Here is a 14,444-nt window from a genome sequence, read left to right on the forward strand (position 1 = left end):
AGAAATTAAACACCTTTATTATAGCTATACGGAAGACAGTTTCAGGTCATTTCATCTGATAATTATTCCTATCTAATTCAAAATAAATATCTCGTAATTTTTCCACCTACAGAACTATTTACATGTGAGAATACCTCTAACCCAAATGTCTCCTAATTCACTAGCTGTCTCTATACTTATCTACCAACTAACAGGTGAAATTATAATTTTATTTACTTACCAATAATTATCCATTTATATTTCCGCACGAATAAAACCTTATTTAATTATGTAAAAAATACATAATTAAATAAGGTTTGGAGTGATTCAAATTCACACTAACAGATCTGCAAATGAGGTACCTACATTATTTTGTCGTTTCATATGCTTTTCTAAATAAATCTTTGTCGTTTGAATGTTTTCATGCCCCAATGTTTGCATTAAATGATATAAATCTGCATTTCCTTGTTCAACTGCCATGATTGCGAATGCATGACGGAATGTATGTGCCGTTACAGGATTTTCACGATACTGTAGAAACTCTAAGTTTGTCTTTTTTATCATATCTGTTACTTGATTCGATAGTGTTTTAGAGTTATAAGTATTTCCTCTTTGATTTATAAATAACGGACTCTCATCCCCTTTTCCCAATACCGTTTGACATCCCCTTCTCCGCCTCATTTCACAAATACACTGGTATAAGTGTTCCGAAATGAAAAGTTCACGCACTTTATCTCCTTTTCCAGTGACTTTTAACCAGTACTTTCCGTCATAATGTAAATCTTTCACTCTCGCGGTGCACAATTCTTGAATTCTTGCACCAGTACTTGCCAGAGCAAGTAAAATTGTATAGTTTACTAAATGTCCTCTTTCTTTATAAAACCCTAAAATTTTCATAACCTCATCATAGGATAAGTCCCGATTTGGCCGATCCTGCTCATTTACATTTGCCCGCTGCAGTTCTTCATGGAGAGGCTTTTCAATATAAGAAAATACATGAAGATGTTTTAGAAAAGAACGAATGAGTACTGTTTTCTTTGCAAGTGTTGCGACTGCATATGTGTCACCATTCCTACCGTTCTCTACCCGTTTCAGCCAAGAATTGTATTTACGAATATGCCAAGGTTGCAATGTTTTCAATAAAGAGTCATTTTTCTGTACCTCTTCCCCATTCAATTCAAATTCTTCTGCATGCTGCACCATGCACTGACAAAATGACAAGATTTCAGACACATAACTCTTTTTCGTATCCTCTTTTCTATTCTTCTTCTCATCCATATCTTTTTGTAAATGTACGAAATGATAAATAACTTCCAGGTCACTTAAATACGTATATTTACTCTTTCCCTCTTTTTCTGCAACCTCCATCTTCTCTTCCAATTTATCCACATAACTATCGTTATACAGAAATGGAACGACATATCTTAAATTCTCTACATATGTATCTATATATTCACTTTGTTTATTTATAATAGATAAATTTTCTTTTTCATTTTTATTATCCATATTTCAAATTTACCTCTCCTATTGAAGATTATAATAATAATTCTCTTTATTACCTATAATTATTATTTTATTTTACTTCTATTAATTATACAAATGATAATTCATTTTCTTTCTGTAAGAACGCTACATTCTTCTCTATTTACTTATAATTATATTTTTTTATAATTTATTATTAAATAGATATATTTTAACAATTAAATAATTAAAATCCATAGTGATTTTATAATAAAAACAACTATAATAATTCATTAACATATAGATTGAATGAAAAATATTTCTAAACGATAACAATGAATACTATATTTAATAAATTCTATTTCTTATTTTAAATATAAATCAGATTCTGATATGATATATACATACCTAAAATATTAACAAACGATAGTTATGGAGGTGTCCTTTTATGACACAAGATTTATTGTTCATTACAAAACCTACTGTAACGACCAAAGAGGCAGCTGACTTATTAGGAGTAACGGTACAAACAATTTTAAAAAAAGAAAAAGATGGATTAATAGAATGTGTATATAAAGATAACTGGAAGCAATTCGGTAGTAAGATTTTCTATTTAGAGGATATTGAACGTTTACAAAATGAAAATAAGGTTAAAGGCCTTAGCACAAAAGAAGTAGCTGAAATTCTTAATGTTGCACCATCTACTATCTTTACATACATCAAATCTGGAAAATTACCCGCCACAATGGTAGAAAAAAGAGGAAAACAAGTATATCTTATCGATGAGGAAGAACTAGAGATTTTTATGCTTGATTATGAAAAAACCAAAACAAAAGAGCGAAAAACATTCATTACGAAAATTCAAAATGAAGATATATACTTATATCAATTATTAACACATCAACATAACGGAAAAACAGCTAGGGTAATAGAGATCAATGGAGCAGACGGTAAGATTCTTACAGAAGACGAGGATATTTTCCCTCTATCCACTTATAAACAACATGATTACACCTTTGAACCATTCATTAAAAAAGCGGTAATTACAAAACGAGGGTATTTATCTTTTTCCTTTAAAAAACCTCAATTATTTAATTCCATTACTTATAATCTAATAAACTTATTTTATAAGGAGCTAGGTATCACAAATATGAGATTGAGTATTTCAGCAGATACTATCAAATTAGAAATTAAACCTTTCGTATTACAAGTAGATCCATTGCAGTTTCAAGAAGAGATTAAGTACTTACATTCTCATATGAAATCTGGCACGATTCTTCCACATGTAGAAGGTATTTACTTTAAAAGTAATGTAGAGCCATTAACTTTTCATGCAGATCATGAATTTAAGCAAAAAGTAGTTCAAATGGCAGCGGAAGCTGGTATGAGACAGGAAGAATTCTTATTGCAAGCTGTAAAATCTTATATAACAAATTTAAAAAAACACTAAATCTACTACTTATTAAAAGAAGCGTAGAAATAAGATCATAGATGCCTTAGATCGTATGGGCCGCAATTATGATGAGGTAATTTCAGAATGGAAGTATATAACAAGAGAATTACAAGCTGACATCGTAGTTTTAGAAAATGAAACCCTGTTTGATAGCCGGCAGTTTCGTGAAGTGGGGGATATGGGCAGATTAATGGAGGATCAATTTTTATCTTTACTTTCTTATGTTGCAGATCAAGAGCGGAAAAAAATCCATCAGCGACAAGCAGAAGGGATTGCAGTTGCTAAATCTCAAGGTAAGCATTTAGGGCGCCCTCCATTTAACCTTTCAGCATTAAGTCACAAGCAACTAATTATAATAGAAGAAACTTATGAAAAATGGAAAAAAAGAGAAATGACTAGCGTTAGATTTATGGAAATATTAGGACTTAAGAAGAATACTTTTTATAAGATACTAAAAGAATATGAAGAGAACAAATTAAACCCTAAATAAATCATATGAGCCGAATATTCATAGTACATAGTAATGTCTTCCTAGTATCGCAGTTAATAATCCAGCTTTAATAGCTTGGAATTAAAGTACTAAAACAAACATTAGTATTTTCTTATCTTGTAAAAATATGTGACGTTATTCTAAAATTAAAAAGAACTTGCAGAAATCAATACAAGTTCTTTTTAATTATAAGAATTAATAGTTATATTATTTTTCTTTCTAAGAAATCCATTTAGTTATTTCGTATAAATAATTTTGTACTTTTTCTCCTTTTAGTTAAAATACACTTATTGAGAAACTACTTCTTCTGAATTAAAATCTGTAGTCTTTGTTTCATCAATTTTTTGTTGGATTTCCTTTAAAGCTTCAGCATAATTTTGTTTACCCGCTATATTTTTTATCTTTTTTCTATTGTTCTCTGATAGTTTATTATTATATATAACAATCATTTTTTCGTCTTCTATAATATTCCCATAATCATCGAATTCAATATGCGTATTAAAGCTAGCCGTTTTATCAAATCCAGGATTTAATTTTTCAGGGATGAAAGTAGTATCCGGAACTCCATTATCTTGTTTTAAATACACAAAGTAATATTTATTTTGACTTTCAACTACACTCTTAACTTCACTCTTAACCTCATTTGTACCAGATAAGCTTTGTTCTTCAAACACATTCTTTCCTCCATCCTTCAGAAGAAGATATCCACCGAAAAATAGAATACTTAAAAATACAAAACAACTTAATAAAACTATTTGTTTTTTCTGCAACAAATATATCCACCCTTTACTATATTTAACTTACTTCCCTAGTATCATTAACTTAGTAATTTTACGTTCTTTTGCAATCAATAAAATACTAATTAATAAAATATCACAAATTGCTAATCCTAAACTAATTTTAAATAATAACCATCTATCATTAGAAATGAAAAAACAAACCATAAAGGAAAATTGCCAAAATACCAATAAAGCGAGATAAACCACGTTATGTTTTTCAAAAAAACTGTATCCAAAAACCCATTGTAATGCAAGTATTTGTTTAAACATCTCTAAATAATATATAGCAGAAAAGAAAAGTAACACAGCAGAAAGCACTAAAAATAGTGTACAACTAATTATAGTTAATTGAAGTTTTTCTGTATCATTTGATATCTTTTGCTCAACAAGTGAGTATGCAATAGATACAGGACTCCAAATATTATCAAAATTATACTTTTCAATTGTTCTTTTTGTTTTCTTAAAAGGAAACTCATTATCTCCATTTTTGGTATAATAGCCATAACCCATGGCAATTGAACTGGATGTATACATCGGCTCAAACTCATGCGTCAAAACCACCACTATTGGATCAATAATTTGATAATTCGTATCTACAGCCATTTGAGTAGTAAATGTAAAATAAGATTGTTCATTTTTTACATATAGTATCTTTATTTGTACTGAGTCAGGATTCTCATGATTTAGCATCATGGAATAATCTTTTTTTATTGTTGTTTTGATATCTTCTTGATTTGCTTCATATCTTTTAGGCACTAAAACCGTTATTTCAGATTTATTAGGTATTGGTAACTGTAACTTTTCACCATCAATTCCGTATACAGGATTGATTGATAAATAATTTCTATTAATAACGATTTGTTTTCCTTCCATTCCCCAAGGGTTAGGATTTAACTCATTATTCTTTTGATTGAAATAATAATAAGACGGAGCAATGTATATGGCTCCCTGATCCTCTAATTCCTTATATAAATTCTTGAATCGATTCAAACTATCTTCATTTTTGATATCAAATCTGTCTCCAGCCCCTACTTCCATACCTAGTGATGCATAATCTTTCATCAATTCCCATTTTTCTTGTTGTGTAATTGTTTTTTTGAGTTCAATAAAAGTGCTAATCCCTTGTTGCAGTGCAAGAATTAAGAACACAGCTAATATAAATCGAATCCCGAGATTAGAATAAAAGAATAGTTTTATGGGTTTTTTATTTTTAATCATTTGAGATATATGTATATTTTTACTACCAAGCCAAGTAACGATTATAATTAAAAGTATGACTAAGAATAAAAGAGAAATGTTTTCTATCCAAAAGCCTATAAAAGGTACTATTTGCTGATATTGATTGTAGTAATAAAGAAATATTAATAGACTCATGCTAGCCAGAAGAAATGAACCTAAAATGATATTTACATACCTTTTAAGTAAATATAACCCGATTTGCCAAAAACTATCTCCGTGCATATATTGAATAGCAATAGCTTTGTAATTGTTCATAACATCATAAGACATAGCTAGTAATAATAATAAACATAATACAAAACTTGTTGTATAGATCATGGTTTGATACGGATACTCTGTAAAAACAGATATTGATTCATTTTTTGTTATTTTTATTGAAAGTCCATTTTTCTCGGCCATTTGTTTAAATAACTTGATATTTTTAGAATTGTTTAAAGAATATGTACCTCTAATATCTTTAATTGATGCTGCTGCAATCATCGGCCGAATTTCTATTGGGTTAAAATTATGAAAAATCTCAATCTGACCAATTTGATTTTTATTATTAGTTTTTATAGTAGAAAGGAATGCTTCAGAATTACTATTTGAATTCAGGAATTCCCCTGTTTTTAATTTTAGCTGCTTAAAATATTGATCATAATCATATAATGCTACATAATACACGATTTTTTCTTGTTTATTTTTTGTAATTTCGTGTGACGTCCTTTGCAGATTTACTTTAGCCTGCATTGCAATTTCTGATAAAATTTTAAAGTTTTCAACTTTATTTTTTTGAGGATTCCCTTCTTTTATTTCTAAATCAAAATTTTCCTCTGAATAGTTAACATCATAATTAAAAGCTTGAAACTGCAAGTATTCAAATTGTTTAATTGATAAAAAACTCACAATTGTAAAAGTAATAAAACTAAGAATAAATATTAATTTTTTCATAATATAACCTTTCTCTTATAATTGAATGATTCTTGAAAACAGATGAGACAAAGCTGTATCATGCGTTACTACAATAATTGTTTTTCCTTGCTGGTGTAACTTTTGAAAAAGAGAGGTAATAATATCACGATTTTCACTATCTAATGAACCAGTTGGTTCATCAGCTAAAATGAGAGTTGGGTTTTTAAGTAGTAGTCTAGCGATAGCAACACGCTGCTGTTCTCCTCCACTTAAAGTATGGACTTTCTCTTCACCATAGTTTGTAAGATCCACTTCCTTTAATACTGAGCATATCGCATCTTTTTTCTGTTTTTTATTTAACTTTCTATGTTTAATAGCAATTTCTAGATTACTATTTACAGATTCGTTATCTATTAATGCATAGTTTTGAAATATGAATCCAATATCATTTCTTAATAAGTCTCGTTTTTTCTTATTAGAATTTGTTTCCTTTCCTAACAATTTGATTTCACCAGAATCTGGATTTTCTAACATGCCAATAATATTTAAAAGTGTTGTCTTCCCCTTCCCACTTTTTCCATATATCCCAATAAACTCTCCTGCTTTTACTTCCAAATTAAAATTTTCAAAAAGAATTTTATTGTTAAAACTCTTATTCATATTATTTATAGAAATCATATAAATCCCACCTTAAAAACATTTTAAGGGGATTTATATGATTTCTATAAATCCCCACAATATCAATATATTTAATTAAAAAACATATTTTTGGTAAGTTACAGCATATGGTCCAGTAAAAGCTAAATGTAAAGCAGCTTTATAACCAGGCCCTACAGCTATACTCTTATAAGGAGTGCCATTTTTTGTGATTCCAGAGGCATGTACTCTAGAAGAATGATAATATATAGCGTAATGCTCCATTTTATTTTTATCAAAACCAGTATCAAAACTTTCTGCTGCAGAGGCTGCAATAGGTACTAGTGCTCCAATTCCCAACATAGCTGAAAGTGCTAAAGTAATTGCCTTCTTTTTCAATTTTATTCCCACCTTAAAAATCTTGTTTTTTATAATACTAAGAAAATACATTCTAATTTAAAAATTATGAAAGGTGCGCATCTTTCCAATTCATCTTAATCCAAATGGTATATTATAACAATAAGTTAATCGAAATATGCAAAATTGCATATTTTTACCTTAAATTAAATTTAATCCCAAAAACAATAAAAAAAACTAGTTCTAAAATGAAGAACTAGCTTTTTGTACATTTACTTTCAATTTAAATCATCTAATTTACTTTTCTATAGTCCATCTTTAAGTTAGCGTTTCCTGATAATTCTAGGTATTCTACTGTAATTTTGTGTACACCAGCAGTCATCGGTATTTTTACTTTACGGATATCTCCTCCATTCGCAATCCAAGAATCAATTACCCGCTTATCGTCAACATATATTCTTACTCCATCATCTGCCTTAGCTTCAAATTCATAATTTCCATTCTCAAATAAACCTAATTTTGTAAATCTAGCAGAGAAATTATCATTAGGGATACTTGGATACGGAGAAGTGCTTCCCCAGTTAAAATCAATATTAATAAATCTATCTATTGACCATTTCCCCCCTTTTACAATTGCATCACCCTTTAAATCTTTATTGGCATAATACTCAGCTGTCCAATGTGGAAATGGCACTGCAGTAGCATATGGCTCGATACCAAATTCCACCTTACTTCCGCCACTTTCTTCTAAGTATTGCACTTCAATAAGGTGAACATCTTTTTCTGTAGACTTGCCAAGAATTGTTGCGCCTGTATTGTCGTCAATAACTATCTTTCGAGCATCTTCTACAAAACCACCACTTCCATGCCAACGATCTATAACAAGTTTGCCATCAATATAAACTCGTAAGCCATCATCAGCTTTTCCACGAATAATATATTCACCTTTAGGTAAACGTTTTACGGTGGTATAGCGCGCAGAAAAATTATCCTTTGGTACCTTCAAAGTTGGAGCGCCTTCGCCATTATCTTCTGCAAGTTTTTGCTGTTGACCAAATGGCTTAATTACTCTTGCATCTACAGGAAGTCCTTGTAAATTCTTATTTGGATAATAATACGCCAACCAATGATCAAATGGAACTACATCAGAGAAGATACCCGCATTCCCTGTCAATTCATGAAAATCTGTATCTATTTTATGCTCTCCCGCTGTTAACTTTGGTAGTAGTGCACGTTTAATTTGTCCAATTGAATCATTATTCCATCCATCAATAATATTCTTACCGTCAAAATTTACTTTAACATAATCATCGGCAAGAGTTTGCATAAAATAATCCCCTGCTTCTAAATGTTGCGATTGATCAAATTTAGCCGAAAACTCATCATTTTTTTGTCCTTCTGGTGCACCTAATCCCCAATTATAATGAACTTGGCTTGTTTTTTCTTTGTAAACATTATTACTAGATGAAATATCAGCACCTGGAATAACAGCATAAAAATTATCAATATCCGGAGTCCAAACAAGATAATGATCTTGAGGAGTAGACATCCATTCATCATGTACAATTGCTGAACGGTGCCAAACTCTTTCAGCAGGATCAAAGATTTCCTCATATCCTACACCTGTCACAGCATGATTTTTATAAATTGGATGTGTTTGAGTTGTGATAATAGCCGGTCTATTTTTATCTATTTCTTTCTTATATTCCTCAAAAACAGCAGGGTTCACAGGCTTGTTCTTATATTCTTTAATAGTCACAGAATATTTCCCTGTTTTTTCCCAATACTCTTTCGTGCCTGCAATACCATCATTACCAAATGTATTACCTTGGGCATCTGTTTTCATTAATTTCGGTAGCGTATCAATAATATAAGTTGCATAATCTGCCTGATTATTTTTTAGACGTGGGAATCCATTATTTGCCCAATATACAGAAACATTTGCATATGCTGTAGGTAAACACCCATGAGTCCAGTCGTAGTCTGGCACATTCGGTATAAACTTATGATTATAATATGGAGCATTCGCTGAGCGAGTTAACCCATTAATTTTTTTTATATTTTCTATATTTGAGGTAGTGTTCTGTGCATTCGTAAATATATTTATTTCTTCTAATTTTTCCTTAGATACTGATTTTTTAGTGTTCAAATCAATGAAGGAACCTTCTGTATCTGATTTTTGCAAATATGAAATAGGTGACACATAAATGCTATTCTCTTTATTAATTGTTTTGAATGGATTAGCACCTTTCCTTGTAGATTCTATTACACCCGGAATCTTTTCGTTACCGCTCACAATAATAAATCCATTTTCCTGGTCTGCTTTTTGTACAACAAAAAGATATGCAGTTATTTTTTTATTTTCGTCATATAATTTTCTATCAAATACCAGCTTACTGTCTTTCCAATCAGTATTAGAATTATTCTGAATAATATTAAAATAATTCATTGCTTGTTGTGTCGCTTTCTCAATAGGGACAATCCTTAAATCTCCCTTTTCTTCGGCATTGACACTGGTTGTAGTGACGAAAAATAAAAATAAAAAGGTTAAAACGGTATAACTAGTTCGAAATACTTTAAACATACAAAAACTCCTTTTCTATAAAATTTTGAATTCTCACATATGATATAACAATATTTAGAAAAAAGTAAATTATTTTCCTATATAAAAATTTACATATTTTTAAAATTGAATTATAAATATATAGACTACTAAAAAGGGAGGTCCATAAATATGTGGAAGAAAACATTACTTATTTTTTGTTTATTATTTTCTATTTGTTTATCCGAAGGTGGCTTTGCATCTGCTCAAACAATCCCATCAAATGAAATGACTTCAAGTTTCTCTTACATTTTAAAGAGAAATGCCTTAATTATGGCTTATGCTGCTGAAGAGGCTAAAGAAGAAGGCACTTATCCTTGGAGTGTTGGATTGGCATTTGCCGAAAAAGTAAAGCCTGGTGGTGAATGGGATTATAAAACAAAATTCGGAAGAAAAAAACAGTTCATTTACAATGGCTACTTGATGAAAGGTGAAGACTTAGGAAATATTCACTTTGGTTATGTAGCAAGAGCTGGAACAATACCAATTGAACTATTAGCTGATATTGAAGGAGCTTACCAAATCTGGTATAGCGAGGAATTAAAAGGATGGGCTGATAATTATTTTGATCAAGAAAATGATGAAGCAGGCAGAGCATATGGGGTTATTTTATGGGATAACAAATTGCTTCCGAATCCCCAAGATCCACCACCTCCACCGGTGAAGCCTTTTGATCCTAGTGCAGAGAAACAAAAATTTAATGCTTTAACTGTTCAAGAAAAAACTAAAATTAAAGCAGATATACAACGTATCTCTAAAGAATTATCAAAGTAATTATATAAGATTTTGATAATGTAAACTGACCTCATAAATAGGGGTCAGTTTTTTATATTCCTTAAATATGCAATTATGCATATTTAAGGAATACAATTGCTATAATATACCATTTATTCTAAAATGTTATAAGATTATGAATTAAGGAGATGCGATATGAAACCTATTATTAAAGGGGTAAGCATGAGTGTTTTAGCAATGAGTCTTTTACTTCCTTCTACTGTCAGTTTTGCGGATGAAAACATTGATTCTAGTCAAGACAAAAAAACTGTTGTCACATCAAAACCACCATCATTAGATCCTGAAGAAGGAAAAAAAATCCTTGAAATCGGAAAGGAAAAAGCTAGGAAAGCTTGGGAACAAGAAAATCAAAAAAATAAGATAAACAGAATGCGACCACCATCTGAAAGCTATTTTCGACCTGTTACACATTTTAAACAAAGTGATTGGTTTTATTGCGGACCAGCATCAGCACGCAGTGTTCTGACTTTCCACAAATCAGATAGTGGATCATCATTTCCAATACCAACTGAAGAACTTCTTGCTTCTTTAATGTTAACAACTAACCAAGGAACAAATTCTCTTAATTTGGCTTGGGGATTAAATGCATACAAAGACAATTATGATTTTGCTGATAGTACCTATGGAGCTATGAGCCCTAGTAGCATTAGGGAACTAGAAGTATTAGTAAAAAACAAATTATCAGATGGAACGAATGTACCGATTGTGCTGACAAATACACAACACATGGAACGTTATAAAAGAGCAGAAAAGAACTATAGGCATTTTATAGTAATTAATGGCTATCATGGTGCAGATAGAACAATGCAAATTGTCGATCCTAATCACAAATTAGATAAAGATGGAAAATCCTTAGGTGGTGTATATGAGGAGAAAGTAGACGAGAATGGAAAAGGAGTAGGAAAAGCCGTTCTAAGTGCAACAGGTGGCAATCCAACATTAGTATATTGAGAAATTTTAAAATATTATTGTTTATTCTATGTCTAGGTATACTTGTATCTTGCAGTCAAAACAAATCAAATATAAAAGAAAAAGAGCTTAATAGTACCTATACAGAATTAAAATTGGATTATGAAAACTATTACATGGCATCTACATCCAATAACAAAATGTACTTACCTGTTTCTGATAATACTAAAGAACGTCTACCTAATAAACTTCTTGCATATAATTTCTCTAATCAAACAGAAGAGACTATATTTCATTCGAAAATGGGTAGCGAGGCAAATATACAAGGGGTACATGCCAATGAAAAATGGTTATTATGGATGGATACCAATGCTATTGGATCAAAAACCATTCTATACGCAAAAAATTTAAGTAATGATAAGGAAAATCAAATCCATAAAACAAATGAAATTATAGAACCTTATCTTTATAAACATTATGTATCATGGATGGAAATTAATGAAGGTCAAAAAAATGCAGATATTATTCTCTATGACCTAGAAACCAATACAAAAACGAAAATAGACACTGTACAATCTTATGATACAGCTAGTACTGCACTTCATATGAATGAAGATAAATTAGTCTATACTAACTCTACTGAAAAACAAACTACCATAAGCACATATAGCTTGAAAAATAAAAATATAAACAAATATGTAGTTCCACAAAATAATGTTTTAGCTCCTAAAATTGTAGGTAACAAAATAGTCTATGTAAGCTTATCTAACGATGAAAAAACAAGTGAAAATTCAATTGAAAGTTATTTCATTTTGGATATGGACTCTAAGCAGGTAACACCACTCTCTATTGAAGGGGTAAATACCCAACAAGGAGATGGGATTGGATCTATGAGTGCAACTATGAATTATTGGGCATTTAGAACTGACAATCAAAAAATTTGGGTATACCAATTTAATAAAGATAGTTATAAAAAGATTAAATTAGATATTCCAAATGCATTTCAATTACGTATGTCAGAAAACGGAGACACCAATATTATATGTGACAACTCAAATACCTTCCCAGAAAAAGTACATGATTCTATTGTGTCCGTTTCATATGATAAATTAAAATCTGAATTTCAAAATAAAAAAACAGAGTCCTATATTAATTAAATATCCGAAACCTATTCTATAATTTAATTACTAAAAAATTGAGTCTATAAAAAAGCTATTTCTTTGAAATAGCTTTTTTATTTCCTTAAATGGCAGCGTTTCATTAAAAAAGAGTATATAGAAATGATAAAAAACTTAATGCTATAAAAATGTAACTTACATATCAATCATTATCATAGTAGACAAAAAGGCTCACTTCTTATCTTTTTAAAATAAGAAGCTAGCTTTGTCGTTTGGGGATGACTTGATTTTTTAAGTTGGTGGATGTGAGGTATTTAATTTCTTAGCTTGATGAGTATGGGATACTGCCAGCATTTCTTCTATCTTCTATATTTTTGTTGTAGGGTGTTATAAAATTCTTAAGTTAATAGGCCTTGAGTGGCATACATAGCAGAATTAACGAGTAAATGTAATAATCTCATCAACAGCTTTGATATAACCACCTGCCTCACGGAATGATTGACTAATTTTTTTGGCATTCTCTTTGTAAAGCGAATGCTGCAACACTTCATTAACGGCATGTTTTAAATCCTCGGCCGATAATTGCTGGATATTTAACATAAGTCCTGCGCCAAGTTCGTATACTCGCTCAGCAATCGTATGCTGATCATTTATAAATGGGAGCATAACTAGAGGTACTTCAAAATAAAGTGATTCACTTGTGCTATTCATTCCACAATGACTAATAAATACATCCGCTTGACGCAGTATATCTAATTGTGGAAGATAGTTACCAACAATAAAATTATCAGGTATATCTCCTAGTTGCTCCACTGCTAATTGTTTGCCTATACTAAGTACTACTTTCGCATTGAGATCTTTTAAACCGACGAAACATTTTTGATAGAATTCAGGTTGATTATTAATTATAGTTCCCATAGAAATATAAATCACACGTTCTCCTTTTAATTCATCAACCGAAAAATCACTTAGAGTTCCATTTTCAGTAATGGAAGGACCGATAAAAATATAGCCATCCTTAAAATCCTTGCTGTTTCTTTGGAAATAGCGAGAAGTAAAGACAATATTTAAATCGCCTGAACCCGGACAAAGTAAAAAATTATCAGATAGGGGTACTTCATATTTTCCTTCTAAATATTGTTTCATTTTTGCTATTTCTTCTAATTGCAAAAATGCTTGTAGCATAGCTAAACGCTCCTGTTTTTGTTCTATGTTTCTTGTTCCTGTCAGGTTCATATTTTCTTTTAGTTCTTGTGAAAAAGCAAATGTGGTCCAAGTTGCAATAGATGCTAAACCTCTATGGTGAGCGACCCATTTTCCAGGTAAAGACTGTGCATCATAGAGGATGTAATCGTATGTTTCTTTGGAAATTTCTTCGAAAATGGAATCAGTAATTCTTTCCATAGCATGAAGGAAGTGTAATAAGTACTCTTGAGGATGGGAAGTCATAAGATTCATATTTTCCGAAAGCTCTCTTTGTGTCTCTTGATTGATGGGACGGAATTGTGCGCCTGCTTTTTTGATTTTTTCTTCAAAATCATTTGATGAATAATAGACGATGTTGTCTCCACGTTGTACTAAATCCTGTACTAATCCTAACGTTGGATTTAAGTGTCCTTCTCCACCTATATTGATGTAAAGTGCTTTTTTCATCTTTATCCCCTCCAGTAAATTTGATATCGTTAAATATAAAAGGTAAACGTTTTTTTATTTTGTTTGAATTATAACAAACAAA

11 protein-coding genes and 1 pseudogene are annotated in these 14,444 nt (G+C 30.6%); 5 read left to right on the plus strand and 7 right to left on the minus strand.

The genetic code is table 11. From position 1 onward, the window contains the following. Positions 1-312: 312 nt before the first annotated feature. Positions 313-1,485 (minus strand): tyrosine-type recombinase/integrase, encoded by a 1,173-nt coding sequence (locus MKY21_RS28580; protein WP_098281094.1) that lies wholly within the window; start codon positions 1,483-1,485, stop codon positions 313-315. Positions 1,486-1,888: 403 nt separating this feature from the next. Here MKY21_RS28580 and MKY21_RS28585 point away from each other — a divergent pair, with 403 nt between their 5' ends. After that, entirely contained in the window at positions 1,889-2,890 is a 1,002-nt protein-coding gene (locus tag MKY21_RS28585; RefSeq protein ID WP_000189827.1) for a helix-turn-helix domain-containing protein, read from the plus strand. Positions 2,891-2,927: 37 nt separating this feature from the next. Then, positions 2,928-3,383, plus strand: a pseudogene (locus MKY21_RS28590) (recombinase family protein); the annotation flags it as partial. A 287-nt stretch (positions 3,384-3,670) separates the two neighbouring features. On the opposite strand, the gene MKY21_RS28595 reads toward MKY21_RS28590, so the two are convergent. The 5 genes from MKY21_RS28595 to MKY21_RS28615 form a co-directional block, all read right to left on the minus strand. Next, complete coding sequence (locus tag MKY21_RS28595; RefSeq protein ID WP_086424159.1) at positions 3,671-4,153, minus strand: hypothetical protein; 483 nt, start codon at positions 4,151-4,153, stop codon at positions 3,671-3,673. 30 nt (positions 4,154-4,183) lie between these two features. Continuing rightward, positions 4,184-6,331: a DUF1430 domain-containing protein gene (locus tag MKY21_RS28600; RefSeq protein ID WP_341078170.1), complete on the minus strand. Its 2,148-nt coding sequence runs from the start codon at positions 6,329-6,331 to the stop codon at positions 4,184-4,186. A gap of 15 nt (positions 6,332-6,346) precedes the next feature. Then, positions 6,347-6,970, minus strand: a complete 624-nt coding sequence (locus MKY21_RS28605; protein WP_061663963.1) for a putative bacteriocin export ABC transporter — start codon at positions 6,968-6,970, stop codon at positions 6,347-6,349. Positions 6,971-7,045: 75 nt separating this feature from the next. After that, positions 7,046-7,327, minus strand: a complete 282-nt coding sequence (locus MKY21_RS28610; protein WP_061663964.1) for a hypothetical protein — start codon at positions 7,325-7,327, stop codon at positions 7,046-7,048. 250 nt (positions 7,328-7,577) lie between these two features. Then, positions 7,578-9,869: a PA14 domain-containing protein gene (locus MKY21_RS28615; RefSeq protein ID WP_341078175.1), complete on the minus strand. Its 2,292-nt coding sequence runs from the start codon at positions 9,867-9,869 to the stop codon at positions 7,578-7,580. A gap of 150 nt (positions 9,870-10,019) precedes the next feature. Between MKY21_RS28615 and MKY21_RS28620 the strand changes: the two genes are divergently transcribed. The 3 genes from MKY21_RS28620 (at position 10,020) to MKY21_RS28630 (ending at position 12,748) form a co-directional block, all read left to right on the plus strand. Further along, the gene (locus MKY21_RS28620) at positions 10,020-10,661 is read left to right on the plus strand and encodes a polymorphic toxin type 44 domain-containing protein (protein WP_341078177.1); all 642 of its coding nucleotides are present in this window, start codon (positions 10,020-10,022) and stop codon (positions 10,659-10,661) included. A 156-nt stretch (positions 10,662-10,817) separates the two neighbouring features. Next, complete coding sequence (locus MKY21_RS28625) at positions 10,818-11,633, plus strand: C39 family peptidase (RefSeq protein WP_086400824.1); 816 nt, start codon at positions 10,818-10,820, stop codon at positions 11,631-11,633. Positions 11,634-11,767: 134 nt separating this feature from the next. Further along, positions 11,768-12,748 (plus strand): hypothetical protein, encoded by a 981-nt coding sequence (locus MKY21_RS28630; protein WP_241673066.1) that lies wholly within the window; start codon positions 11,768-11,770, stop codon positions 12,746-12,748. A 396-nt stretch (positions 12,749-13,144) separates the two neighbouring features. Here MKY21_RS28630 and MKY21_RS28635 read toward each other — a convergent pair whose 3' ends face one another. Then, complete coding sequence (locus MKY21_RS28635; protein ID WP_098472568.1) at positions 13,145-14,362, minus strand: macrolide family glycosyltransferase; 1,218 nt, start codon at positions 14,360-14,362, stop codon at positions 13,145-13,147. Between the last annotated feature and the right edge of the window lie 82 nt (positions 14,363-14,444).

The sequence above is a fragment of the Bacillus sp. FSL R9-9497 genome, from assembly GCF_038005805.1.
Classification (GTDB): domain Bacteria; phylum Bacillota; class Bacilli; order Bacillales; family Bacillaceae_G; genus Bacillus_A; species Bacillus_A cereus.